Origin of the sequence: Burkholderia sp. 28_3, assembly GCF_003253915.1 — a bacterium.
Classification (GTDB): Bacteria; Pseudomonadota; Gammaproteobacteria; order Burkholderiales; family Burkholderiaceae; genus Burkholderia; species Burkholderia cenocepacia.
The window spans coordinates 51,876-74,790 of the sequence record NZ_QKZF01000004.1 but is presented as its reverse complement, the minus strand read 5'-3'; the positions used below and the strand labels follow the sequence as shown (position 1 = coordinate 74,790).

Sequence of the window (22,915 nt, the reverse complement as noted above, 5' to 3'; positions counted from 1 at the left end):
GCCCGCGGCCATGTGGCCGGTCATCATTGCTTCGCGGTCAGGTTGTCGTGATTGTCGGTCTGCGGCTTCTTCTCGCCGCCATGCACCGAAATCCCGTGAAGTTCCTTGTTGCGCGCGACGATCTCGCCGGTCGGCGGGTACTGCGTCTTGCTCGTCGGCACGACGCCGTCGTGCTGCGCCTGCTTCAGTTCGTTGACGACCTGCGCGCGGGACTTGCCTTGCGGTTGCGTCTGGGCGAACGCCGCCTGGGTGGCCATGCCGAGCGACAGCGTGGCGGTGACGAACAGTGCTGCGAGTTTTGCCGTTTTCATCGAGTGCTCTCCTTGTTCAGGGCCGCCGGGTGGCGAACCATGGACCCAGTATGCGAAAGCAGCCGTGCGTGATCGTGATCGCGAGATGAAAAATGCGTCAGATTGCGGAGGCAAGAACGCGTCATGCGGTCTCGAACGACATGACGCAACCGTCATGTTCGCGTCATGGGTGCGATGAGCGGGAAGCGGAACATGAAGCCTGCCGCTGGCCGACCGCGCCGGCGGCGTTCGTGCCGGTCGCGCCAGCAGCATCGAGCGCGGACGGCGTCGTTCAGACCTTCATTCCGGACCGAAAATTGCATCGTCCCGCCATTCGCCTCGCCTTGATCGCAGTCCTGATCGTCCCGTTGTTCTCGGGTTGCGCATCGACACGTTCCGGCGCCACGGTCACCCCCCCTGCTGCCGCGCGCAAGCCCGCGCCGGCCGATCTGACGCCGGGCGAGCAAATCGACTATGCCGGGCATCGCTGCGGCAATCCGAACCTGTATGTGAAAACGCATCCGTGCGTGTACCCGCGGCGCAATTCCGCACCGTGATCGTCGGGCCCGCGTAAAAAAAAGCCCGGTACTCGGCGAGCCCGGGCCTAATGCGTGATCGTGCCGTGCGGCAGCGACCCGCTGCGTGGACGGAAACGGGCATGGCCCGCTACCGTTCCGATCGTAGCGACGCGACGCATCGCGAACCTGATCGGAACATGAAATTTTCGTCACGCAGCGCGCAGGGTTGGCTGTCGCAGTCAGAACCGGTGGCGCAACCCGAGATTGAGGATGCCCTGCGTACGCGTGCCGCCGTAGCCGTACGAGCCGATCGACGCCTGGGCCGCCTGCGTGCCGCCGTCGGGCGTGCGCTGTTCGCCGTTCGCGCGCTGCCACGCGCCGACCGCATAGAGATCGGTGCGCTTCGACAGCACGTAGTCGGCGCCGGCGGACACCTGATGGTAGGTCGCGCTCGTATCGCCGCGGGCTTTCGTGTAGCTGTAGCCGACGCCGACGAGCAGGCTGGCGGTTGCCTGATAGTTGAAGAATCCGCGCGCGGTGTCGTATTTCTGCGTGCTGCGAAAGGCCGACATCGCATCGGCCTTGTACTGCGCATTGCTGTAGTCGATACCGACCGTGAACGGCGCGAAGGTGTAGCGCAACGCGCCGCGTGCGATGCCGATCGACTTCGCGGAGAGGTAGCCGCCGTTGACCAGCGACCCGTCGAACGTGCCGTCCGACGTGCCGTTCCAGCCGGTCCGGACGCCGTTGGCGAGCGAGGCGCGGTTGGCCGCATAGTAGTAGCCGCCCGCCGCGTCGAACGGGCCATGGTTGTACGACAGGCCGGCCGACCAGGTTTGGCCGGCGCCGCTCTTGCCGGCCACACCGCCGAGCGCGTACATGCCGACGAACTGGAAGCCGCCGACCACGGGCGACGTGTACTTCACCGCGTTGTCGGTGCGCGACGACGTGTCGTAGTTGTCGACGTCGCCGGGTGTCGCGTACACGCTGCCGAAGTAGAAATCGCCGGTGATCGGCCACGCGACATCGGCGAGCGCGTCGTACTGGCGGCCGAGCGTCAGCGTCCCCCAGCGCGCGCTTTCCAGCCCGACGAACGCTTGCCGACCGAACATCCGGTTGCCTTGCCCGAGCGCGCCGGTGTTCGGGTTGAAGCCGTTTTCCAGCGTAAAGATCGCCTTCAGCCCGCCGCCGAGATCCTCCGCGCCTTTCACGCCGAAGCGGTTGCCGAGCAGGTTGCCGTTGCCGAGGCCGACGAGGTTATTGCCCTGCGCATCGGCGTTCCACACGACCGTCAGCGACGTATCGAACAGGCCGTACAGCGTGACTTCCGTTGCCTGCGCCGCATGCGCGGTCGTCAGCAGCGCCCCTGACATCATGACGAGTCGAACCGGAGTTTTCATGGTGTGTCCCTGAAGTTCAAGATGATCGTTTCGTGCATCGTTCGATGCCGGCGCCGAACCTGTGTCGCGACGGGCCGGAATATCGCGATTGCGGTGGCGATTCTGGAAAGCGTTCGGATCGTGACGGTGAGGGACAAATGAGAAAAATGTCATCGCAATGTCATGCGCGCTGAAACGTGCGGTGAATTTCATTCGCACTGCGATGTGAAAGATGCGTGAACGATGACGAAACCGTCATCAGGCGATCACGGATCCGCACCGCCGCGGGATCAAAGTGAAGGCTCCAGTCACGGCATTCCAGCAAGGAGCCCCAACATGAACATCCCGCGTCCGATGATCGTCATTGCCGCCGCCGCGCTGTCGATTGCAGCGTTCTCCCAAGCCGTGGCCGCGCAGCCGAAGAGCCGTCAGGAAGTGATTCAGGAACTGGTGCGCGCGCGTCACGACGGCGTGATTCCGAGCCCGAATCACGACTATCCGGCGAGTCCGGCCGCCGTCGCGCGCAATCAGGAGATTCATCGCGCGACCGTTCATCGCGGCGAGAAGATGCCGATGGTCGATGCACACGACAACCGCTTCGCGGTGCTTTGAACGTTGATCGACGGAAAGGAGAGCGCGATGCGCAATGTCGCGAAGGGAATCGTGCTGGCGGCATGCCTGATGTCGACGGCCGCGATGGCGGCAGGCTGGCCGGAACGCGCGCTGTCGCACGCGCCGGCGCACGACGCCGGCAGCCGCGCGAACGAGCGGATGCGTTGCGAGTTCGCGGCCGTGCCGGCCGGCGCGTGGACTGCGACGTTCACGCGTGGGCAATGCGAAGTCGCCAACGGCCGGCTGACGTTCGTGCCGGCCGATGCCGGCGACGAGTCGACCGTCGCGGCGAAGGCGATCGTGCTTGGCGACGTTCGCACCGCATCGCATCAGTCACGCAAGCTGAAGGAACAACTGCAACTGACCACGCGCGACGAAGTGGTCGCGCTGAACGTGCTGACCGACGACGGCAGCCGCAAATCGCGCGAACATGCGATCGATCTGTGGACCGCGCTGCGCAACGCGGGTGTCACGCCGGTCAACGGCACGCGGATCGTCGATACCTATCCGACCGGCGCGACGACCTGGTAGCCGTCGCGCCGTCGAGCGCGGCGCGTCAGGCTTTCACCGATCCTTCGATCAGGAAGAACACGATGAAGCCGATGAAGAACGCAGCCGTCGCGAACGGTGTCTCGGGCACTTCGTGCGCTTCGACCAGCAGTTCCTCGGTGACGAGGTACAACAGCGCGACCGTGCCGAGCCCCAGCAGCGCCGCATAGATATTCGCCGGCAGCCCGGCGAACGCCGCATTGCCGGCCACGGCCGCGACGCTCAGCAGCGCCGCGAGCGCGACCGGCACGACGATCGACAGCAAGCGGCCGATGCCGGCCGCGGCCAGCGCCGCGCTGACCGACAGCGCGAGGAACAGCACCTCGAGCGTCAGCGCGACGGTCAGGATGATGCCGCTTTCGTCGCTCGCGGAAAAGGCGATGCCGAGCACCAGGCCGTCGACGGCGAGGTCGATCGCGGTGACGATGATCAGGCTCACCGGCAACCGCGCCGTCTCGAAGCGCGTCTCGATCGCGCCCGACAGCGCGCGGATCGCCAGCATCAGCGCAAGGCCCAGCACGAAGCCGATGACGACCGGAAACAGCGCATGTGCGCGGTCCTGCGGCAGCAGTTCGAGCGCGGCGGCCGCGAACACGATGCCGCCGGTGAAATGCTGGATCACGCTCGACGTTTTCGCGCCGGGCGCGCGCCACGCGGCCGCGAGGGCGCCGAAACAGGCCGCCAGCACGGGCGGTAACGTGAGCAGCGCGAGCTTCGCGGTCGGTGTCATGAGTCCTCTCGGCGGTTGGCGTGGCGCAGCGGACGCTGCGTCGCACGATCGTACACACCGGGCATCGCCCCGGCATCAACCGGGGATTGAACACCTTGAAGCCGCTCCAGAGTCAAGCGGTTTGATGCGGACGCACCGGCAAGCGGCCGGCGCGCCCGTTGCGGTCAAAGCTGCGCGAGCGCCTGGTCGAGATCGGCGAGCAGGTCGTCGATATGCTCGATGCCGATCGACAGCCGCACCGTTTCCTCCTTCACGCCGGCCTTCGCGAGTTCGGCCGGCGACAACTGACGATGCGTGGTCGAGGCCGGGTGCGTCGCGAGCGACTTCGTATCGCCGATGTTGACGAGCCGCGTGAACAGCTTCAGCGCATCCTGGAACTTCGCGCCGCCGTCGCGGCCGCCCTTCACGCCGAACGTCAGGATGCCCGGCGCGCGGCCCGACAGGTAGCGCGCGACGAGCGGATGATCGGGATGATCGGGCAAGCCCGCATAGTTCACCCATTCGACGTGCTCGTGGCGCGCGAGATGCTGCGCGATCTTCAGCGCGTTGTCGCTGATGCGTTCGATACGCAACGCGAGCGTCTCGATTCCCTGCAGGATCTGGAACGCGTTGAACGGCGAGATCGCCGCGCCCATGTTGCGCAGCGGCACCACGCGGGCGCGGCCGATATACGCGGCCGGCCCGAACGCTTCGGTATAGACGACGCCGTGATAGCTGACGTCCGGCTCGTTCAGCCGCTTGAAGCGGTCCGCGTGGTCGGCCCACGGGAACTTGCCCGAATCGACGATCGCGCCGCCGAGGCTCGTGCCGTGCCCGCCGAGATACTTCGTCAGCGAGTGCACGACGATGTCCGCGCCGTGCTCGAACGGTCGCAGCAGGTACGGCGACGGCACCGTGTTGTCGACGATCAGCGGGATGCCGTGGCGATGCGCGACTGCCGCGAGCGCGGCGATGTCGGTGACGTTGCCGAGCGGGTTGCCGACCGATTCCGCGAAGATCGCCTTCGTGCGCGCATCGATCAGCGGTTCGAACGACGCGGGGTCGCGCGGGTCGGCGAAACGCGTGGCGATCCCGTATTGCGGCAGCGTGTGCGCGAACAGGTTGTAGGTGCCGCCATACAGCGAACTCGCGGACACGATGTTGTCGCCGGCTTCGGCGATCGTCTGGATCGCGTACGTGACGGCGGCCTGCCCCGACGCGAGCGCGAGCGCGCCGATGCCGCCCTCGAGCGCGGCGATCCGCTGCTCGAGCACGTCCGTCGTCGGGTTCATGATCCGCGTGTAGATGTTGCCCTGGACCTTCAGGTCGAACAGGTCGGCGCCGTGCTGCGTGTCGTCGAATGCGTACGCAACGGTCTGGTAGATCGGGACGGCGACCGCGCGCGTGGTCGGGTCGGGACGATAACCGCCGTGCACGGCGATGGTTTCGAGGCGCCAGTTCGGCTTGGCCTGATCGGTCATGGGTGCTCCGTTTGTTGTTGTGAAGGTCGAGGGGTCCTGCCGTCCGGCGATTATAGGAGCACGTGCGCGGCTGCCCTTAGAACGAATGGTGGGTTGCTTATGGAGGCGCGGCGCATAGAATGCCCTTTTCCGCAGACGAAAGGTGCGCGATGGATCAGGATCGGTGGAACCAGGTGGATGCGTATTTCTCGGCGACGCTCGTGCCGTCCGACGCCGTACTCGACGCCGCGCTGGCGGCGAGCGACGCGGCCGGGCTGCCGGCGATCAACGTCGCGCCGAACCAGGGCAAGCTGTTGCAGCTGCTCGCGACGATCCGCGGCGCGCGGCGGATTCTCGAGGTCGGCACGCTCGGCGGCTACAGCACGATCTGGCTGGCGCGCGCGTTGCCGCCGGGCGGCGCGCTCGTGACGCTCGAGCTGAACCCCGCACACGCGAAGGTCGCGACGCAGAACATCGCGCGCGCCGGATTCGCGCAGGTCGTGTCGGTGGTGGTCGGCAGCGCGAAGGACAGTCTTGCGCGGCTCATCGACACGGGCGAGGCGCCGTTCGACTTCATCTTCATCGATGCGGACAAGGACAACAACGCCGTCTATCTCGATGCGGCGCTGAAGCTGTCGCGGCCCGGCACGGTGATCGTCGTCGACAACGTCGTGCGCAACGGGCGCGTGGTCGATCCGGACAATCGCGAGCCGGACGTGGCCGGCGTGCGCGCCGGGTTCGCGCGGCTCGCGGCCGAGCCGGCGCTCATGACGACCGCCGTGCAGACGGTCGGGCAGAAAGGCTGGGACGGGTTCTCGATCTCGATCGTGGGCGCCGCGTGAAGTGACGCCGGTGCGCCCTTGCGGGCGCGCCGCACACTAGTTCTCGTCGGGATTCGAGTCGCTGCACTGGTCGGGATCGTCGCGCAACAGGATGCGGCGGATGCGGCCGTTGTCGTAGAACGGCACGTCCGGGCAGAACTTCATGCCGGCGCGCGTCGACGTCCGTTTCCAGGCGACCCTTTCGGTACGCACGAGCGTCGGGGCGCCACCCGGCGCGCCCGGCTTCCAGATGTCGATATATACCCGCGACATCTGAGCCGAATCGCCCGCCTCGCAGTCCTTCAGCGCGCCCAGCGTCGAGCGCAGCCCGGTATCGGTCTGCTCGATGCGTTGCGGATACTCGATATGGCCGTTGCCGTAGCCGGGCACGATGTAGCAATAGCGACGCGTGTTTCCGTCGAGCACGGGCAGCAAGTAGCTGCTCGCCGAGTCGACCTCCTTCACGTCGTTGCCCTGCCAGCGGTAGGTCGTCACGCCGTGCTCGCAGCAGCTCGCGCGCCAGCTCGTCCAGACGATCCGGTGCACCGGATCGAAATCCGGCGACGTGATGTCTTGCAGTCCCGGCGGCGCATCGGCGAAGCGCCGCGTTTTCGGGTTGAAGATCCACGTCTGGTACGGGATGTTCGGACCGGCCCCCATCGATTGCGCGAGCATCAAGTCGGGCCAGCCATCGAAGTTCACGTCGGCGAAATCCGGCGTGAACAGGTTGCAGGTGCCCCGCGAATCGGTCTTTAGCGTCTGGACGAGGCGGCCGTGGTCGTACAGGCGGATTGCGGTGACTTCAGGCGCGTCGGTGCACGAACCGCCGTCGTCCGGCAGATGGTCGGCGACGAGGCGGATGTCGTAGGGAAACGCTCTGCCGTCGTGCTTCTGCGCGAGCGAGACAGGGAAGGTGCGCTTGCCGTCCGGTGCGGTCCACGTGCCGGTTACCGCATCGTCGAGAGAAGCGACGCGCCACTTGCCCGTTACGCGATCGGCGTCGGCTTTCGCGCCGCTATCCCGTTCCGACAGCGTCGCACCGTGCGCGTCGAGCGTTCCCTTCAATGCGAGCCGATAGCGTTTGTCGGACGTGCATGGCGCGTAGCAGTACCAGCCCGATACCGTGTCGCCGACGCGCGACAACGAGACTTCGACGTGCCGGTTGCCGATCGTGCCGGCCCAGTCACGCGACCAGAACGGGATCTCGACCGACTCGTCGGCGTTTGCCGAGCGCACCGGCGTCGACGCGAATGCGGTGATGGCGATCAGCGCAAACGCAAGCGCGCTGAGCCGCTCGCGCGTACGCCGCGTCGCGGCTGTGTGGCGCGACGCGGCGATAAACGGGTGATGCATGGTTCGGCCCCTCGGTTCGTTATGGGTTATGTCTGCCGGCGTGTTTCGGTGCGATACGTGCGTCAGCGGCTTCCGCTCGCATCGGCCCGTCGATACAGGCGTGGCCACTGATCGTCGAACAAGCCGTTGCAAGTGCCGTGCGTGGCGATATCGCTGAGCACGAAGTGCCGGCCGTCGAAGATCCACGACGCGGTCGAGCCGCAATCGCCGGCACTGCGCAGTCTGACCTTGCTCGACAGCGTCGCGCTGGCGGGATCGTAGCCGGCGTCGGTCAGTTCGTTTGCGAACGACGCCGAATCGAGTCCCGCGTTCGCGTTCTCGCCGAAATTCATCGCCGTCGGCGAGTAGGGCGCGGTTCGCCGCACGCGATACCACAGGTCGGTGTGGTTATACAGGCTGCTGGTCTGGCACGGTATCGCGACCAGCGCTTCGTCGGCGGAGACCGCCACGGCAGTCGACGCCTTCCTGCGATCGTTCGCCGGCATTTCGTCTTCGACATCGGTCGCACATTGCTTCACGTCGCCGCCGAACTTCGCGAGCACCGCATCGACGAGCGGCCGTTGCTCCGCGGCCGACAGGTTTGCGACGGCCGGGGCCGGCGTGACGGCGGGGGGCAGTGCCGGTGCGACGGGCACCGCCGACGCCGGCCGGGTGCCCGGGCGCAGCAACGCCGTGACGGTGCCGACACGGCCCTGCGTGTCGTCGATCAACAGCAGCGCGGCACTCAATCCCGTCAACGGCGTGCGGGCGGTTTGGGCCGACGCCGGATCGCCGAAGCTCAGCAGTTGCGCATTGCGCGACGCGGTGAGCCATGCGGCGACCGTTGCCGGATCGTTGGTCCGGATCCGGAACGGGTGCGCGTCGTCATCGGCTAGTTTGCCGCCGAACGCATGCCATCGGGCCGCCATTGCATCGAACGGACGACCATCCACGCGTGCGCTGCGCAGGTCCAGCGGCGCCGACGCATAGATGTCGAGCGAGGCTGGCGCGTCCGGGCCGGCATCGCGCGTCACGCGCAGGATGAGGCGGGTGCGTGCATCATCGATATCGTCCGCGTGGCTTTCGGCAATGCAGCGGTTGCCGTTGTCGCAAACGACCGACCAGTTCTTGAAGTCGCGTTCGACCGGCGGCCGCGCGAGCGGGCGGGCCTTGGCAACGAACGGGGAAACGGCGAGGAGGGCGGCGATGGCGAGCGAAAGGCGGTGCGACATGACGGTTCGTATCGACTGTGGATGGACGGGCGGAAGATGTCGGATTGCAAGCGCATCGTCAGCAGGCGGGGCAGGTCGAAGGCTGCGGCGCATGCGGCGGCGCGCTGTGCCGAACGGCATCGAGTATACCGCCGCGCTGGGCTGCGATCGTTGCGACGACACGTCGTACGCGGGCACGATCGTTGCTCGCCTGCATCGATCGGACGAGCGCGGATGCAAAAATGGCGCGATCCCCGCAGGCATCGCGCCGTTCACTTTTCATCGGCCGTCGACCACGTCGCGCAGGAACGCGTCGAGCATCGCCACGTCGCCCCACGGCCGCTTGTATTCGCGATCGTGTTCGGCATCGGCGAGCATCGTCTCGACCAGCGCGTGGATCGCCGGCCGGCGCGGCCCGTATTCGCCTTCGTTCGCGCTCATCTTCAGCGCGAGCAGCGCATCGAGCTCCGCGCGCACCGTCGGCTCGTGCACGGTCCCGTCGACGAGATCGACGAAGCGCATCGGCGGCATGCCGAGCCCCATGTCGATCCAGCGCACCGCGAGCAGCGGACGCAGTACGTACAGGTACTTCTTGTAACGCACCGTGTCGCCTTGCAGATAGCCGCGGAAATTTTTCTTCGCCATCGCGAGGTAGTGATGACGCCCGCGTACCGGCGAGAAGAACGCCGATGCCAGCGATCTGAGCCGCGGCGCCCAGCGCGCATCTTCGCGATACACGACGGGCGAGTCGAGCCATTCGAGCAGCGTCGGATTCGAGCGTCGCAGCAGTTGCAACGCCTTGCGCAATTCCCGGCCGCTGACGTCGAGCTCGTCGTCGAGCGGCCGCTCGATCACGTCGCGTTGCGGTTCGACGCTCAAGTACCAGTCGCGCCGGTGCGCGTACACGAAGCGTACGTCGTAATCGCTGTCCGGCGAAGCGAATCCCCGGCCGCGGCTGCCCGATTCGCACGCGAACAGCACGCATACATCATGGCGGCGTTCGACTTCCGCGAGCTCCGCCATCACGCGCGCCCGTACCGCCGGGTCGATCGGATGCGCGCTGCGCACGGCCGTCATTGCGTTGTCGGTTTTCATCGTTGTCGTTTTCCTTTCGTTGTGCGCGGCCGCTGGCCCTCGGCCGCACACCGCGCTATCCCTTCACGCACACCACCTGGCGCAGCGTATGCACCACTTCGACGAGGCTGCGCTGGGCCGCCATCACCGCGTCGATGTCCTTGTAGGCCATCGGGATTTCGTCGACGACGCCCGCGTCCTTCCGGCATTCGACGCCCTGCGTCGCCTTCGCCTGATCGTCGGCGGTGAAGCGGCGCTTGGCTTCGGTACGGCTCATCGTCCGGCCCGCGCCGTGGCTGCACGAGCAGAAGCTTTCCGGGTTGCCGAGCCCGCGCACGATGAAGCTCTTCGCGCCCATCGAACCCGGAATGATCCCGAGCTGCCCCTTCTGCGCGGACACCGCGCCCTTGCGCGTGACGAGCACGTCTTCGCCGAAGTGGCGTTCGCGCTGCACGTAGTTGTGGTGGCAGTTCACCGCATGCGCGTCGACCGAGAACGGTGTGCCGATCACGCCGCGCGCCGCGCCGATCACCGCGTCCATCATCGCCTGCCGGTTGCGCCGCGCGTAGTCCTGCGCCCAGCCGACCGCCTCGACGTAATCGTCGAAGTGCCGGCTGCCTTCGGTGAAGTACGCGAGATTACGGTCGGGCAGGTTCGCAATGTGTTGTCGCATGTCGGCCTGCGCGAGTTCGATGAACAGGCTGCCGATCGCATTGCCGACGCCGCGTGAGCCGCTGTGCAGCATGAACCACACGCGGTCCGCCTCGTCGATGCACACTTCGATGAAGTGGTTGCCGGTGCCGAGCGTGCCGAGATGCGCGTAGTGGTTCGTCTTTGCCAGCTTCGGATACTTGTCGACGATGCGCTGAAAGCCCGGCTGCAGCGATTTCCACGCGTCGGTCACGGCGGCCGGCGTGCGATCGCCCCATGCGCCCGGGTCGCGCCGGCCCGGCGCGCGGCCGTGCGGCACCGCGCGTTCGATCGCGCTGCGCAGCCCGCCAAGCGAATCGGGCAGGTCGGCCGCCGTCAGCGTCGTGCGCGCGGCCATCATTCCGCAGCCGATGTCGACGCCGACCGCGGCCGGGATGATCGCGCCCTTCGTCGGAATCACGCTGCCGATCGTCGAGCCCTTGCCGAGGTGCACGTCCGGCATCACCGCGACGTGGCCGAAGATGAACGGCATCTGCGCGGTGTTGCGCAGTTGCGCGCGCGCTTCGTCCTCGACGGCGACGCCTTGCGTCCACATTTTCACCGGCTTGCCGTTCGCCAGTTCCATCACCTGATAATCCATGTCCATGTCGGTCATTTGCTTCACTTGATTCATTTCGGGACCGGCGCGACACATCTGCATCGCGCCGGAACCTGCATTACGTGCCCTTGATGCTGACGAGCCCGTTCAGCACCTGGTCGAGACCGCCGAACACCGAGATGCGGTCGATCCGTTCCGCGACGCGCTCGAGCGTTTCCAGCTCCTTGAGCCGCAGTGCGGTCGGGTTTTCTTCCATCACCTTCGCGGTGTTCAGCAGCGAACGCGTGGCCGCCGTTTCCTCGCGGCGGCGAATCACGTTCGCCTGCGCGGATTTCTCCGCTTCGACCACCTGCGCGAGAATCGTCTTCATGTCGCCCGGCAGCACGATATCCTTCACGCCGACGCTGCGCACGTCCACGCCCGAACCGTCGAGACGGGCGCGCACCTGCGCGATCACGACCTCGTCGAGCGACTGCTTGTCCTCCAGCAGCTCGTCGAGCGAGCGCGTGCCGACCGCCGAACGCAGCGCGAACTGCAACTCGCGGTACAGGTGTTCGACCGGCTTCTGCAACTGGCCGAACGCATGCAGCACGTCCGCATAGCGCCACGTCGCCGACAGGTTCAGCCGCAGCGCGACCTTGTCGCGCGTCAGGATTTCCTGCCCGCCGACCTCGATCGCCTGCAAGCGCAGGTCGACCAGCTCGACCGCGACGTCGCGGTTGAAGCGCCAGAACGCCGACGCACCCGCGTCCAGCAGTCGCTCGATCTTGCCGTCGACCTTCAGCACGCCGACGTGGTACGCCGGCACCTGCGCCAGGAGCACGCCCGTCAGCCCCGCCACGCCGCGCGCACGCAGCGACGGTTGCGCGATGCGCTTCACCAGCGCCGCAGGCAGCATGCTGTCCTGCGCGAGATCGATGCGCTCCAGCCGATGCGCGGTCAGGCCGCGCCAGTACAGCCGGCGCGTGCCGGGCGCCAGAATCTCGACGAGCACGTCGTCTTCATAGCGCAGGCCGGATTCGTCGTCGGCGAGATCCATCGCGACGAAATACCGCGCGAGCACGTCCGGTGCGTCGTGACGCAGGTAGTCGGCCAGCGCGTCGTCGGCGAGCGGCGCGTCGAGACGCGCGGTCTGCACCGACAGGCGCTTGAACGGATCGAAGGCCTTGAACACGCCCGGTTCCAGCACCTTCACGAAGTCGCCCTCGCTCATCAGCAGCGCGCGTTCGTTCTTTTTCACCACATGACGCTTCCACATATTTTTGTCCTTTTCTTCAATGGCCGCCGGGTAACGCGCATCGTGCGGATCGCGGGGCGACGCAATCGGGCGGGCGGCGCGCCGGCCGGCGTCGAAACGCATGGCGACGCCTGCTGCATTGCGTCGTCGTGCGCCTTCGCGCGGGCCGTGCGGCCGCCCGGCCGATCGCGCGGAACCGCAACCGGTCCGACGCGCGGCGGGCCTGTCGGCCCGCACCGGCGGGTACTGCCTTCATACGAGACCGTCCTTGCGGACAGCGTTCGAGCGGGATTCGAACCCGCCACCGGCCGGCTTTCGCCGGCTGCTCCACCTGGCTGAGCTTTCGAACAATGGGCGCCCCGGGATTCGAACCCGGGCGAGGCATCCTGGCGCGCGCCCCGTTGCCTTCGTCTGTCCATGGCGGCATGCGCTACCGCGACGAACGAGGTTCGGCGGCGGCGCACCAGCAGGGCTTGTCGAACCCTGGCTCGTGGGCCAGCGGGACATCCGGCGTCTTTTATTTAGCGAGGAGCGTGCCAGGGAGCGGCCGGTGCTTCTGGAAATCTCGCAACATATTGAAGTTAAAAGGGAATTATCTGATTTGCAGGGTCCGGCATCGACGCTGTCGGCACCTCGCGGTCATGAATATCCGATACAATCGGATCGCTTCTTATCCCACGAGATAAACATGCGCAAAACCGTTGCGATCGGTTTTCTCGGCACGGTGCTCGACCAAGGCGGCCGCGCGCCGCGCCGTTACCGCAAATGGCGGCCGACGATTTCGCTGTGCGAGCAGCCCGACCTGCCGATCGACCGGCTCGAACTGCTGCATTCGCTGGACTACACGCGTCTCGCCAACCAGGTGCGGGACGATCTCGCGCGCGTGTCGCCGCACACCGATGTGCGGCTCACGCCGGTCACGCTCCACGATCCGTGGGATTTCGAGGAGGTCTATGCGACGCTGCACGATTACGCACGCGCGTATCCGTTCGACCTCGAACACGAGGATTACCTGATCCACATCACGACCGGCACGCACGTCGCGCAGATCTGCTGGTTCCTGCTCGCGGAAGCGCGCTACCTGCCCGCGCGCCTCGTGCAGACGGGGCCGCCGCAGCGAACCGACGAAGGGCCGAGCGGGCCGGGCACGATCTCGGTGATCGATCTCGACCTGTCGCGCTACAACCGGATCGCGCAGCGCTTCACGCGCGAGCGCGACGAAACGGTGTCGTTCCTGAAGGCCGGCATCGCGACGCGCAACGCGCGCTTCAATGCGCTGATCGAGCAACTCGAGCGCGTGGCGGTGCGTTCGCGCGCGCCGATGCTGCTGGTCGGGCCGACGGGGGCCGGCAAGTCGTTTCTCGCGAAGCGCGTGTACGAGCTGAAGCGCGGCCGGCATCGGCTCGCGGGGCCGTTCATCGAGATCAACTGCGCGACGCTGCGCGGCGACGCGGCGATGTCGACGCTGTTCGGTCACGTGAAGGGCGCGTTCACAGGGGCGCAGTCGGCGCGCGCGGGGCTGCTGCGCGCGGCGGACGGCGGGCTGCTGTTTCTCGACGAGATCGGCGAACTCGGGCTCGACGAACAGGCGATGCTGCTGAAGGCGATCGAGGAGAAGCGCTTCCTGCCCGTCGGCGCGGACGTCGAGGCGACCAGCGATTTCGAACTGATCGCGGGCACGCACCGCGATCTGCGGCAGATGGTGGCGGCCGGCACGTTCCGCGAGGACCTCTATGCGCGGATCAACCTCTGGACCTATGAATTGCCGGGGCTGGCCGAGCGCCGCGAGGACATCGAGCCGAACCTCGAATTCGAGCTCGACCGGTTCGGTCGCGAGCAGGGCGAGCAGGTGCGGTTCAACGTCGAGGCGAAGCGGCGCTATCTCGCGTTCGCGGCCTCGCCGCGCGCGACGTGGGCCGGCAACTTCCGCGAGTTGTCGGCGTCGGTCACCCGGATGGCGACGCTGGCCGATGCGGGGCGCATTACCGAGGCGCTCGCCGAGCAGGAAGTCGAGCGGCTGACGCGCACGTGGTCGCCGCCGGGGGGCACGGGGGCATCCGATGCGTGCGTCGACGCGGTGTTCGGTGCGCGCGCGGCGGAACTCGACCTGTTCGACCGTGCGCAGCTCGAACGCGTGCTCGACGTGTGCCGCACGTCGGCGAGCCTGTCGGAAGCCGGGCGCACGCTGTTCGCGGTATCGCGGCAGAGCAAGAAGCAGCCGAACGACGCGGACCGCCTGCGCAAGTATCTCGCGCGGTTCGGGCTCGATTGGGACGGTGTGCGGCGCGCGCTCGACGGTGTGTGAGGGCGAGCGCGGCGCATGCTGTCCGCGCTGCGGAGAGTGTTCGCTCGTGTCGTATCGTATGCGGTAACTTCAGGAGCATTTTCGTGATCGAGATTCCGTTGACGGTCAGGCCGCTGTTTGTCGCGGCCGGGTGGCGCGGCCCTGCCGACGGCCGTCTATCGGCCCGCGACGGCGAACATCCGGGCGATACGATCCTGCGCGAATTCGGCACGTTGATCGTGGGGGCGGAGCCGGCCCGGCGCAGCGGGGAGACCTGCGCGCCGATGGGCATCGCGTTTCGCGCACTGGAGCGTCAGGATGAACAGATTGCCGCGTGGGAGCGGGCGCTCGACACGACGATGATCGGAATCGCCGAGGACGATCTCGGCTACGTCGAGTTTTATGTCGATGCGCAGGGCCGCGTATTCACGACGAATTGCGTGATGGACGGCGTCTATCTGGCGGGATTCACGTTCGGCGACGCGATCGAACGCGCGCTGCTCGGGCGGGTCGCGATTCCGCTGTTGCTCGACGAGCAGGCGTCGATCGCCTATTACGGCGCGCATCTGACGGGCGACGACCCGCGCGTCATGACCGCCGCGCAGTTGCTGGCCGGCAATGAGGGATCGCGCGCGGCGCCGTGATGCAGCGCGGCGTCAGTTGATGGCCGACGCGGCCGCCTGCTCGAACGGCGCGAGGAATGCCCAATCCGGATGCGCCGCCGCGACGTCCGCGAGCCCGCGCGCGAACGCGTGCGCCGGCAGCCACGGATACCCGAACGCCGCCTGCAGCCGCGCGAGTTTCAACGACTGCGGATCGTCGATCGTATCCATCCGCGCGATATGAATGTGCAGCGCGGCAACTCGCGCAACGTCGTCGTTTGCGCCGTCGACGGCGAACTGCCAGCGGTACGTGCCATGTCCGATCCGCAGTGCGCCGTTGTCCTTCTGTCGCATCACGACGAGCCACGGCATGCGGCTGACGCCGTGCCCGTCGACGGGCGGCTGCGCGCAGACGTAGTAGGTCCGGCACTGCTCGAACCGCTCGCCGAATGCCTCGACCAGCGTATGCGCAATGGCCGTCACACCGGTCACGCGCGGCGGAAAGTCGATGTCGTCGCTGGCGAGCGAAAAGCTCAGCTCGGCATGGGCCGCGAAGCAGTCGGCGATCAGCGCGGCCTGGTTCAGGTCCTTCGCGCGCAGATAGCATTCGAGCAGCGCGCGAACCGTGGCGGGATGAAGCGGGAAGGGCATGCGCGAACCTCCTGATAGGGGAAATCGGGCCGCATGCGGGCGGCCGGGCTGGCCGAGGCCGCAGGTGCCTTTGCCGTATAATTTCGTTTCAAAGCTAAATTCGCATGACCGCACGGAGCGTCGACGTCATGGCCAAGCAGCAAGAGGAGTCCGTTCTGACCATTACCAACCCGGCCTGCCTGATCGACGGCACGGACACGGAATTCCGCCACCTGATCAACGGGCTGCTGCCGTTCGCGGCGCGCCTGCTGTCGGTGCGCGACGGTTTCGGCTCGTTGATCGGCCTCACCGGCATCCAGTATTCATTGCTCGTGTCGGTCGCCCATCTGTCGCACGACGACGTCGTGACCGTCAACCGCCTCGCCGATCATCTGCACCTGAGCGGCGCGTTCGTCACGATCGAGACCGGCAAGCTGAAGAAGCTCGGCCTGATCGACAAACGCGCGGACCCCGACGACAAGCGCAAGATGCGGCTCACGGTCACGCCGGCCGGCTCGAAGCTGCTGAAAGCGCTCGCCGATACGCAGCAACGCATCAACAACGTGCTGTTCGAAGGCGTGACGAAAACCGAGTTCAAGGCGCTTTGCTCGGTGATCGACCGCCTCGTCACCAACGGCGATCGCGCGACGCTCGATCTCGCGCACATGATCGCGCGCCAGGAAAAAGGCTGACGCGCGCCGGCCGCCGCGCTCAGTGCGCGGCCCACTCGATCGTATCCAGGTCGACCCCTTCGAGATGCATGTCCCACAGCGGGCTCAATTCGCGCAGCTTGCCGACCGTGTCGCGCACCTGCGCGATCACGCTGTCGACCTCGGCTTCGGTCGTGAAGCGGCCGAGCGTGAAGCGGATCGAGCTGTGCGCGAGCTCGTCGCTGCGGCCGAGCGCGCGCAGCACATACGACGGCTCCAGCGACGCCGACGTGCACGCGGAGCCTGACGACACCGCGACGCCCTTGATCCCCATGATCAGCGATTCGCCTTCGACGAAATTGAAGCTGACGTTCAGGTTGTGCGGAATCCGGCGCGCGAGGTCGCCGTTCACGTAAACCTCGTCGAGCGTCGACAGGCCGGCCAGCAGCCGGTCGCGCAACGCGCCGACGCGGCGGCTTTCGTCCGCCATTTCTTCCTTCGCGAGCCGGAACGCTTCGCCCATCCCGACGATCTGGTGGGTCGGCAGCGTGCCTGAGCGCATCCCGCGTTCGTGGCCACCGCCGTGCATCTGCGCTTCGAGGCGCACGCGCGGCTTGCGGCGCACGTACAGCGCGCCGATCCCCTTCGGGCCGTACACCTTGTGCGCGGTCACCGTCAGCAGATCGACGTTCAGCGCATTCACGTCCACCGGAATCTTGCCGGCCGCCTGCACCGCATCGCAATGAAACACGATGCCGCGCGCGCGGCACAGCGCACCGATGTCGGCCACCGGCTGGATCACGCCCGTTTCGTTGTTCGCGAGCATCACCGACACCAGGATCGTGTCGGCGCGCAGCGCCTGCTGCAACGCATCGAGGTCGAGCAGGCCGTCTTCGCGCACGTCGAGGTACGTGACGTCGAAACCCTGGCGTTCGAGTTCACGACACGTATCGAGCACGGCCTTGTGCTCGGTCTTCACCGTCACGAGATGCTTGCCCTTGCCTTGATAGAAGTGCGCGGCGCCCTTGATCGCGAGGTTGTTGCCTTCGGTCGCGCCAGACGTCCACACGATTTCGCGCGGATCGGCGCCGAGCAGCGCGGCGACGTGCGCGCGCGCTTCCTCGACGGCGTGCTCGGCATCCCAGCCGTAGGCGTGGCTGCGTGAGGCGGGGTTGCCGAACTGCTCGTGCAGGAACGGCACCATCTTGGCGACCACGCGCGGATCGACCGGCGTCGTCGCGCTGTAGTCCATGTAGATCGGACGGGATTGCATCGAAAGGGGCTCCGGAAGGCGGCGTCCCGCATGGATCGCGAGCGCTGGGGAATACGGTTGCCTCAGTGTACGTGGACATTCGTGCGCGCCGTGCAACATCCATCCCGCGAGTAGGGTTGTCTTTCAAACAAAGCTTTCAAGATCAGGGTTTACGACATCTTGAATCGGGCTTTGTGTTTACATTTAATAAAAGCTAAATAACAAAGCTAATTAACGGTGCTTTGTTGATGCGGATTCCTCGGCGGAATCCGGCAATGCAACCCATGGAGGACGAGATGAGCGAGAACCATGCCGGAACCGGCGCGGATGCCGACGAGCAGCGGCGCTTCCGGGCCGCACTGTCGATGTTCGCGACGGGCGTCGCGGTGATTACCGCCCCGCGCAAGGAGGGGATGCCGATCGGTATCACGGTCGCGTCGTTCAATTCGGTGTCGCTGGACCCGCCGCTGATCCTGTTTTCGGTCGACCGTCGCAGCCTGAGCCTCGGCGAGCTGGCCGGCGCGGATGGCTACGCGGTCAACGTGCTCGACGAGACGCAGCAGCACCTGTCGAACTGCTTCGCGAAAGCGAACGGCGACAAGTGGGGCTGGCGCGGCGGCGCGGCCGGCGACGGTGGCGGCGTGCTGCTACCCGATGCACTCGCGACGTTCGAATGCGAACCGTATGCGCAATACGACGGCGGCGACCACGTGATCTTCGTCGGCCGCGTGATGCGGCACCGCGCGCGCCCGGACGGGCGTCCGCTGATCTTCTTCGGCGGACGCTACCGCGCGCTCGACGGCGCGTACGCGTCGGCCATGTGAACGCAACCCACGATTCATTCCACCCAGGAGGGCATCATGATCAAGAACGGCACTCAGCACATCGCGTCGCTGCGCGACGGGCGGCAGGTCTACCTGAACGGCCAGCCGGTCGGCGACGTGACCGCGCACGCGGCATTCCGCAATTCGATCCGCAGCTACGCGAGCCTGTACGACTATCAGGCGGAGAACGAAAACGTCGAGAAGATGACGTTCGTGTCGCCCGACTCCGGCAATCGCGTCAGCCGGATCTGGCAACTGCCGACGTCCTATGACGAACTCGTCGAGCGCCGTGCCGCGCTGGAAGCATGGTCGGAGCTGCATTACGGCTTCATGGGCCGCTCGCCCGACCACGTCGCGTCGTGCCTCTCCGGCATGTACATGGGCGCCGACGTGTTCGAGCAATACGACCCGGCGCGCGCCGGCGCGCTGCGCGACTACTACCGTTATGCACGCGACAACGACCTGTTCCTGACCTACGTGATCGTGAATCCGCAGGCGAACCAGTCGAAGGCCGCGCACGAGCAGGAGGACAAGTACCTCGCGGTCGGCATCGTCGATCAGGATGCCGAAGGCATCACGGTGCGCGGCGCGAAGATGCTCGCGACCAGCGGGATCATGGCGAACGAGGTGTTCTGCAGCTGCATCCAGCCGCTGCGCGAAGGCGACGAGATGTATGCGCTGTCGTTCGCGGTGCCGATGAACGCGAAGGGCATGAAGATCATGTCGCGCAAGTCGTACGAGGAGCACGCGACGTCGGTGTTCGACAACCCGCTGTCGAGCCGCTTCGACGAGAACGACGCGGTGCTGTATTTCGACGACGTGAAGGTGCCGTGGGAGCGGATCTTCGTCGCCGGCAATACCGCGATGTGCGCGAAGCAGTTCCACGCGACACCCGCGCACGTGTACCAGAACTATCAATGCCAGGTGCGCCTGATGACGAAGCTGCGCTTTCTCGTCGGGCTCGGCCTGAAGATCTCCGAGGTCAACGGCACGAACGCGTTCCCGCAGGTGCGCGAGACGCTGGGCCAGCTCGCGGCCGAAGCATCGATGGTCGAGGCGTGGGTCTACGGAATGGAAGCGAAGGGCACGGTCGTCAACGGCTTCTACGTGCCCAACCGCAACATGCTGTACGGCTCGCAGGTCGTCACGCAGCAACTCTATTCGAAGGTGCTCAACACGCTGCGCGAGCTCGCCGGCGGCGGAATGATCATGCTGCCGTCCAGCGTGCGCGATTTCGAGAACCCCGACCTGCTGCGCATCATCGAGAAGACGCAGAAGTCGCCGGTGTGCTCGTCCGAGGATCGCGTGAAGTTCTTCAAGCTCGCGTGGGATGCGGTCGGTTCCGAATTCGCGTCGCGCCACAACCAGTACGAACTGTTCTATGCCGGCGCGTCGTTCGTCACGAAGGGCCATGCGTATCGCACGTACGACTGGCAGCGCGCGTCGCATCTGGTCGATTCGATGCTCGGCAGCTATTCGCTGAACCAGGAACTGTCGACGCCGCGTGCCGCTTGACTAGCCGCATCGCAACTCCTTTCACCCGCTATCGCAATCAGGAGAGAAAGATGGCCATCAACAAGCTTCACGACGAATTCCACACGCTGGACATGCAGCGCGACTGGCGCCTGCCGGAGGGCTATGACCCGGCGTCCGGCGCGCAGGAGCTGATCCTGTCCGGCACGCTCGACACCGAGCGCAAGCGCGGCAGCCGCACGCGCCTGCTGCGCCTGCCGGCGGGGCTGCATACGCAGAAGCCGTTCGTGCACGACTACTGGGAAGAGGTGTTTCTGGTCGAAGGCGATTTGACCGTCGGCAACGACGAGCACGGCAACGGCGGCACGCCGTTCGAGGGCTACACGTATGCGGTGCGCCCGCCCGGCGCATGGCACGGCCCGTTCAAGTCGAACGGCGGCTGCGTGCTGCTGGAGATCCACTATTACGATCCGGCGTGAGCCCGGTCGATCAATGACAGACAGCGGGCCCGCGGGATCGCGCGGCCCGCGACGAGGAGCATTCGATGAAAACCATCACGTTCGCGATCGACGGTCGCGACGGCCGCACCGAGCGCGCGATCGCGATCGACACGCTCGTGATCGCAGGCTGGACCGGCCGCGATACGGTCGCCATGGAAAAGCATATCCGCGAGCTGGAAGCACTCGGCGTCAAGCGCCCGGCGACGACGCCGGTGTTCTACCGCGTTGCCGCCGATCGCCTCGATCCGTCGCCGGCGATCCAGGTCGCGGGCGGGCAGAGCAGCGGCGAAGCGGAATTCGTGCTGGTGCGCGACGGCGGCGAGACCTTCGTCGGCATCGCGTCCGATCATACCGACCGCGAGGTCGAGACGTACGGCATCACCGTGTCGAAGCAGATGTGCGGCAAGCCGTGCGCGAACACGCTGTGGAAGCTCGACGACGTGGCCGGTCACTGGGATCGACTGGTGTTGCGCGCGTACGCGACGATCGACGGCGAGCGCGTGCTGTATCAGGAAGGCAACGTGACCGCGATGCGCGCGCCGGACGATCTGCTCGCGCAATTCGCGCGTCATGGCGGCCGCTTCGAGGACGGCACCGCGATGCTGTGCGGCACGCTCGCGGCGATCGGCGGCATCCGGCCGGCCGAGCGGTTCGAGGTCGAGCTGGAAGACCCGGTGCTGGGCCGCACGATCCGGCATGCGTACGCGGTGGACACGCTGCCCGTGGCGGGCTGACGCGGCGGCGGAACGCGCGCGCGCTCACGCGCGGCAGATCGCGATGATCTCCGCGCTGGTCGCTTCGTCGAACGGAGCGGGGTCCCAGTCGCCGCACCAGTCGGCCGCCGGGAATCCGGCTGCGATCACGTGCGCCTGCAGTTCAGGTTGCGCGATGAAACGCAGCCGGCTCGTATTCGTCAGCAGCGTGTCGTCGCGGCGGAAGCGGTAGTGCGTGTCGAACGTCACGACCGCGCCGTCGATCGCCCGCACCGCGTGATGGAGATCGACGATGCCGAATTCGTGCGACTCGATGCGGCGCGCCGACTGCGCGGGCGTCCATGCTCGCCACGGTTCGGTGCGCGGGTTGCGGGTGTCGAACAGGAAGCGGCCGCCGTCGGCGAGCACGCGTCGCACGCCGCGCAGCGTCGCGTCGATGTCGTCGTCGGTCAGTAGGCACTGGAACGCGTGACCGGTCATCACGACCGCATCGAACGGCGCGCCCGGCGGCAGGCCGTCGAGCGTGCACGCGAACCAGCGTACGGCGTCGGCGCCCGGCTGGCGTCGCGCGTAATCGATCATCGCCCGCGCGGGATCGATCGCGACGACGTCGTGCCCGGCCGCCGCGAGCCGTCGCGCGAACGTGCCGGTGCCGCAGCCGAGATCGAGGACGCGTCGCCGGGTGGCGCCGATCGCGGCGGCGTAGAACGCGAAGTCCCGATCGCCGGCGTTGAACAGGTCGTACACCGCGACGAGCCGCGGGTCGGTATAGAGCAGGTCCGCGCCGGCGGGCGTCATACGCTCATGCGCATCAGCGCTGCTGCACGGCCACGCGCAGCCCGAGCGCGATGAAGATCGAGCCGATGATCTTGCCCTGCCAGCGCGTGAGCCACGTGAGCCGCTTCACGATGCGGCCGAGCGGGCGGATCGAGCACGCGATCAGCGTCGTGTAGAGCGAGCTGAGCACGACGAAGATCAGCCCGAGCACCGCGAACTGCACGAACGTCGAGCCGCGTTCCGGGTGCACGAACTGCGGCATGAACGCGAGAAAGAACAGCGCGGTTTTCGGATTCAGCACTTCGGCGGGAATCGCCTGCAGGTACGCCTTGAGCGGCGTGACGGGTGACACCTGCGGCAGCGACGGATCGGACGGTTTCTCCAGCAGCGCGCGCACGCCGAGGTAGATCAGGTACGCGGCGCCGACCAGCTTCACGACGTTGAACGCGAGCGCCGACGTCATCAGCAGCGCGGACAGCCCGACGGCCGCGAACAGCGTATGCACGAAGTCGCCGCTCGCGACGCCCAGGCCGGTCAGGATGCCGGTCTTGCGGCCGCCCTGCACGGTGCGGCTCAGCACGAGCAGCACGGCGGGGCCGGGGATCAGGAACAGGCCCAGAACGACGGCCGTGAAGGTGGTCAGCGTGGTCAGGTCGAACATGGCGGCTCCGGCAGGTTCGCGCAGCGGCGGGGGATCGGCGCATTGTATTCGGTTCGGCGCGCGGGTGCAGGCGCCCTCGAACGGCGCGGCTGCGGCCGCGCCTTTCTG

Annotated in this window: 24 protein-coding genes and 1 tRNA gene; 11 read left to right on the top strand and 14 right to left on the bottom strand. The window is 66.8% G+C overall.

The window, feature by feature from the left end; translation table 11 throughout:
• Positions 1-23 precede the first annotated feature (23 nt).
• Positions 24-311, bottom strand: a complete 288-nt coding sequence (locus tag DFS13_RS11010; RefSeq protein WP_006490475.1) for a DUF4148 domain-containing protein — start codon at positions 309-311, stop codon at positions 24-26.
• A 92-nt stretch (positions 312-403) separates the two neighbouring features.
• On the opposite strand from DFS13_RS11010, the gene DFS13_RS11005 reads away from it, so the two are divergent.
• A complete protein-coding gene (locus DFS13_RS11005; RefSeq protein ID WP_021033473.1) occupies positions 404-847 on the top strand; it encodes a hypothetical protein in 444 nt (147 codons plus the stop codon).
• A 200-nt stretch (positions 848-1,047) separates the two neighbouring features.
• On the opposite strand, the gene DFS13_RS11000 is transcribed toward DFS13_RS11005, so the two are convergent.
• Positions 1,048-2,208 carry a porin gene (locus DFS13_RS11000; RefSeq protein WP_060212691.1) on the bottom strand — a complete coding sequence of 387 codons (1,161 nt, stop codon included), beginning with the start codon at positions 2,206-2,208 and terminating at the stop codon, positions 1,048-1,050.
• Between the two features lie 315 nt (positions 2,209-2,523).
• On the opposite strand from DFS13_RS11000, the gene DFS13_RS10995 reads away from it, so the two are divergent.
• Complete coding sequence (locus DFS13_RS10995; RefSeq protein ID WP_006490480.1) at positions 2,524-2,799, top strand: DUF4148 domain-containing protein; 276 nt, start codon at positions 2,524-2,526, stop codon at positions 2,797-2,799.
• Positions 2,800-2,826: 27 nt separating this feature from the next.
• Positions 2,827-3,330, top strand: a complete 504-nt coding sequence (locus DFS13_RS10990) for a hypothetical protein (protein ID WP_060212990.1) — start codon at positions 2,827-2,829, stop codon at positions 3,328-3,330.
• A 25-nt stretch (positions 3,331-3,355) separates the two neighbouring features.
• On the opposite strand, the gene DFS13_RS10985 is transcribed toward DFS13_RS10990, so the two are convergent.
• Positions 3,356-4,078 carry a ZIP family metal transporter gene (locus DFS13_RS10985; protein ID WP_060212689.1) on the bottom strand — a complete coding sequence of 241 codons (723 nt, stop codon included), beginning with the start codon at positions 4,076-4,078 and terminating at the stop codon, positions 3,356-3,358.
• A 164-nt stretch (positions 4,079-4,242) separates the two neighbouring features.
• Entirely contained in the window at positions 4,243-5,538 is a 1,296-nt protein-coding gene (locus tag DFS13_RS10980; RefSeq protein WP_034202699.1) for an O-acetylhomoserine aminocarboxypropyltransferase/cysteine synthase family protein, read from the bottom strand.
• A gap of 149 nt (positions 5,539-5,687) precedes the next feature.
• Between DFS13_RS10980 and DFS13_RS10975 the strand changes: the two genes are divergently transcribed.
• A complete protein-coding gene (locus tag DFS13_RS10975; protein WP_034202698.1) occupies positions 5,688-6,359 on the top strand; it encodes an O-methyltransferase in 672 nt (223 codons plus the stop codon).
• 36 nt (positions 6,360-6,395) lie between these two features.
• Here the strand turns inward: DFS13_RS10975 and DFS13_RS10970 are convergent, their stop codons facing one another.
• The 6 genes from DFS13_RS10970 to DFS13_RS40270 form a co-directional block, all read right to left on the bottom strand.
• Entirely contained in the window at positions 6,396-7,691 is a 1,296-nt protein-coding gene (locus DFS13_RS10970; protein ID WP_060212687.1) for an XAC2610-related protein, read from the bottom strand.
• A gap of 62 nt (positions 7,692-7,753) precedes the next feature.
• Positions 7,754-8,902: a DUF1176 domain-containing protein gene (locus DFS13_RS10965; protein ID WP_181461612.1), complete on the bottom strand. Its 1,149-nt coding sequence runs from the start codon at positions 8,900-8,902 to the stop codon at positions 7,754-7,756.
• A gap of 258 nt (positions 8,903-9,160) precedes the next feature.
• Positions 9,161-9,976, bottom strand: coding sequence for a nucleotidyltransferase domain-containing protein (locus tag DFS13_RS10960; RefSeq protein WP_034202696.1), 816 nt, complete (start codon positions 9,974-9,976; stop codon positions 9,161-9,163).
• Positions 9,977-10,031: 55 nt separating this feature from the next.
• On the bottom strand, positions 10,032-11,261 hold the full coding sequence (locus tag DFS13_RS10955; RefSeq protein ID WP_034178562.1) for an RtcB family protein: 1,230 nt from the start codon (positions 11,259-11,261) through the stop codon (positions 10,032-10,034).
• A gap of 61 nt (positions 11,262-11,322) precedes the next feature.
• Entirely contained in the window at positions 11,323-12,462 is a 1,140-nt protein-coding gene (locus DFS13_RS10950) for a slipin family protein (protein WP_060212987.1), read from the bottom strand.
• Between the two features lie 256 nt (positions 12,463-12,718).
• Positions 12,719-12,791 (bottom strand) — tRNA-Phe (locus DFS13_RS40270).
• Positions 12,792-13,129: 338 nt separating this feature from the next.
• Here DFS13_RS40270 and rtcR point away from each other — a divergent pair.
• Complete coding sequence (gene rtcR / locus DFS13_RS10945) at positions 13,130-14,746, top strand: RNA repair transcriptional activator RtcR (protein WP_006490467.1); 1,617 nt, start codon at positions 13,130-13,132, stop codon at positions 14,744-14,746.
• Between the two features lie 83 nt (positions 14,747-14,829).
• The gene (locus DFS13_RS10940) at positions 14,830-15,369 is read left to right on the top strand and encodes an SUKH-3 domain-containing protein (protein WP_006490472.1); all 540 of its coding nucleotides are present in this window, start codon (positions 14,830-14,832) and stop codon (positions 15,367-15,369) included.
• Positions 15,370-15,381: 12 nt separating this feature from the next.
• Here the strand turns inward: DFS13_RS10940 and DFS13_RS10935 are convergent, their stop codons facing one another.
• Positions 15,382-15,978 (bottom strand): nuclear transport factor 2 family protein, encoded by a 597-nt coding sequence (locus DFS13_RS10935; protein WP_060212685.1) that lies wholly within the window; start codon positions 15,976-15,978, stop codon positions 15,382-15,384.
• Positions 15,979-16,106: 128 nt separating this feature from the next.
• On the opposite strand from DFS13_RS10935, the gene DFS13_RS10930 reads away from it, so the two are divergent.
• Positions 16,107-16,649: a MarR family winged helix-turn-helix transcriptional regulator gene (locus DFS13_RS10930; protein ID WP_006490479.1), complete on the top strand. Its 543-nt coding sequence runs from the start codon at positions 16,107-16,109 to the stop codon at positions 16,647-16,649.
• Positions 16,650-16,668: 19 nt separating this feature from the next.
• Here the strand turns inward: DFS13_RS10930 and DFS13_RS10925 are convergent, their stop codons facing one another.
• Positions 16,669-17,880 (bottom strand): IscS subfamily cysteine desulfurase, encoded by a 1,212-nt coding sequence (locus DFS13_RS10925; protein ID WP_006490476.1) that lies wholly within the window; start codon positions 17,878-17,880, stop codon positions 16,669-16,671.
• Positions 17,881-18,134: 254 nt separating this feature from the next.
• On the opposite strand from DFS13_RS10925, the gene DFS13_RS10920 reads away from it, so the two are divergent.
• The 4 genes from DFS13_RS10920 (at position 18,135) to DFS13_RS10905 (ending at position 21,390) form a co-directional block, all read left to right on the top strand.
• Positions 18,135-18,683 (top strand): flavin reductase family protein, encoded by a 549-nt coding sequence (locus tag DFS13_RS10920; protein ID WP_006496073.1) that lies wholly within the window; start codon positions 18,135-18,137, stop codon positions 18,681-18,683.
• A gap of 36 nt (positions 18,684-18,719) precedes the next feature.
• On the top strand, positions 18,720-20,198 hold the full coding sequence (locus DFS13_RS10915; protein ID WP_060212683.1) for a 4-hydroxyphenylacetate 3-hydroxylase family protein: 1,479 nt from the start codon (positions 18,720-18,722) through the stop codon (positions 20,196-20,198).
• A 50-nt stretch (positions 20,199-20,248) separates the two neighbouring features.
• Positions 20,249-20,635 (top strand): hypothetical protein, encoded by a 387-nt coding sequence (locus DFS13_RS10910; RefSeq protein ID WP_060212680.1) that lies wholly within the window; start codon positions 20,249-20,251, stop codon positions 20,633-20,635.
• Positions 20,636-20,700: 65 nt separating this feature from the next.
• The gene (locus DFS13_RS10905) at positions 20,701-21,390 is read left to right on the top strand and encodes a DUF2848 domain-containing protein (protein ID WP_006490484.1); all 690 of its coding nucleotides are present in this window, start codon (positions 20,701-20,703) and stop codon (positions 21,388-21,390) included.
• A gap of 24 nt (positions 21,391-21,414) precedes the next feature.
• Here the strand turns inward: DFS13_RS10905 and DFS13_RS10900 are convergent, their stop codons facing one another.
• Together DFS13_RS10900 and DFS13_RS10895 are read right to left on the bottom strand one after the other, a co-directional pair.
• Positions 21,415-22,167: a bifunctional 2-polyprenyl-6-hydroxyphenol methylase/3-demethylubiquinol 3-O-methyltransferase UbiG gene (locus tag DFS13_RS10900; protein WP_060212678.1), complete on the bottom strand. Its 753-nt coding sequence runs from the start codon at positions 22,165-22,167 to the stop codon at positions 21,415-21,417.
• Between the two features lie 13 nt (positions 22,168-22,180).
• Complete coding sequence (locus tag DFS13_RS10895; RefSeq protein WP_006490488.1) at positions 22,181-22,807, bottom strand: LysE family translocator; 627 nt, start codon at positions 22,805-22,807, stop codon at positions 22,181-22,183.
• Positions 22,808-22,915: the final 108 nt, after the last annotated feature.

Excerpts from the sequence above, each read along its gene's own strand:
- DFS13_RS10910 (WP_060212680.1), top strand. The coding sequence starts at position 20,249 with ATGGCCATCAACAAGCTTCACGACGAATTCCACACGCTGGACATGCAG.
- DFS13_RS10960 (WP_034202696.1), bottom strand. The coding sequence starts at position 9,976 with ATGAAAACCGACAACGCAATGACGGCCGTGCGCAGCGCGCATCCGATC.
- DFS13_RS10920 (WP_006496073.1), top strand. The coding sequence starts at position 18,135 with ATGCAACCCATGGAGGACGAGATGAGCGAGAACCATGCCGGAACCGGC.
- DFS13_RS10980 (WP_034202699.1), bottom strand. The coding sequence starts at position 5,538 with ATGACCGATCAGGCCAAGCCGAACTGGCGCCTCGAAACCATCGCCGTG.
- DFS13_RS10985 (WP_060212689.1), bottom strand. The coding sequence starts at position 4,078 with ATGACACCGACCGCGAAGCTCGCGCTGCTCACGTTACCGCCCGTGCTG.
- DFS13_RS10900 (WP_060212678.1), bottom strand. The coding sequence starts at position 22,167 with ATGACGCCCGCCGGCGCGGACCTGCTCTATACCGACCCGCGGCTCGTC.
- DFS13_RS10930 (WP_006490479.1), top strand. The coding sequence starts at position 16,107 with ATGGCCAAGCAGCAAGAGGAGTCCGTTCTGACCATTACCAACCCGGCC.
- DFS13_RS10925 (WP_006490476.1), bottom strand. The coding sequence starts at position 17,880 with ATGCAATCCCGTCCGATCTACATGGACTACAGCGCGACGACGCCGGTC.
- rtcR (WP_006490467.1), top strand. The coding sequence starts at position 13,130 with ATGCGCAAAACCGTTGCGATCGGTTTTCTCGGCACGGTGCTCGACCAA.
- DFS13_RS10955 (WP_034178562.1), bottom strand. The coding sequence starts at position 11,261 with ATGACCGACATGGACATGGATTATCAGGTGATGGAACTGGCGAACGGC.
- DFS13_RS10905 (WP_006490484.1), top strand. The coding sequence starts at position 20,701 with ATGAAAACCATCACGTTCGCGATCGACGGTCGCGACGGCCGCACCGAG.
- DFS13_RS10995 (WP_006490480.1), top strand. The coding sequence starts at position 2,524 with ATGAACATCCCGCGTCCGATGATCGTCATTGCCGCCGCCGCGCTGTCG.
- DFS13_RS10965 (WP_181461612.1), bottom strand. The coding sequence starts at position 8,902 with ATGTCGCACCGCCTTTCGCTCGCCATCGCCGCCCTCCTCGCCGTTTCC.
- DFS13_RS10935 (WP_060212685.1), bottom strand. The coding sequence starts at position 15,978 with ATGCCCTTCCCGCTTCATCCCGCCACGGTTCGCGCGCTGCTCGAATGC.
- DFS13_RS10950 (WP_060212987.1), bottom strand. The coding sequence starts at position 12,462 with ATGTGGAAGCGTCATGTGGTGAAAAAGAACGAACGCGCGCTGCTGATG.
- DFS13_RS11000 (WP_060212691.1), bottom strand. The coding sequence starts at position 2,208 with ATGAAAACTCCGGTTCGACTCGTCATGATGTCAGGGGCGCTGCTGACG.
- DFS13_RS10895 (WP_006490488.1), bottom strand. The coding sequence starts at position 22,807 with ATGTTCGACCTGACCACGCTGACCACCTTCACGGCCGTCGTTCTGGGC.
- DFS13_RS10975 (WP_034202698.1), top strand. The coding sequence starts at position 5,688 with ATGGATCAGGATCGGTGGAACCAGGTGGATGCGTATTTCTCGGCGACG.
- DFS13_RS11005 (WP_021033473.1), top strand. The coding sequence starts at position 404 with ATGCGTCAGATTGCGGAGGCAAGAACGCGTCATGCGGTCTCGAACGAC.
- DFS13_RS10915 (WP_060212683.1), top strand. The coding sequence starts at position 18,720 with ATGATCAAGAACGGCACTCAGCACATCGCGTCGCTGCGCGACGGGCGG.
- DFS13_RS11010 (WP_006490475.1), bottom strand. The coding sequence starts at position 311 with ATGAAAACGGCAAAACTCGCAGCACTGTTCGTCACCGCCACGCTGTCG.
- DFS13_RS10970 (WP_060212687.1), bottom strand. The coding sequence starts at position 7,691 with ATGCATCACCCGTTTATCGCCGCGTCGCGCCACACAGCCGCGACGCGG.
- DFS13_RS10990 (WP_060212990.1), top strand. The coding sequence starts at position 2,827 with ATGCGCAATGTCGCGAAGGGAATCGTGCTGGCGGCATGCCTGATGTCG.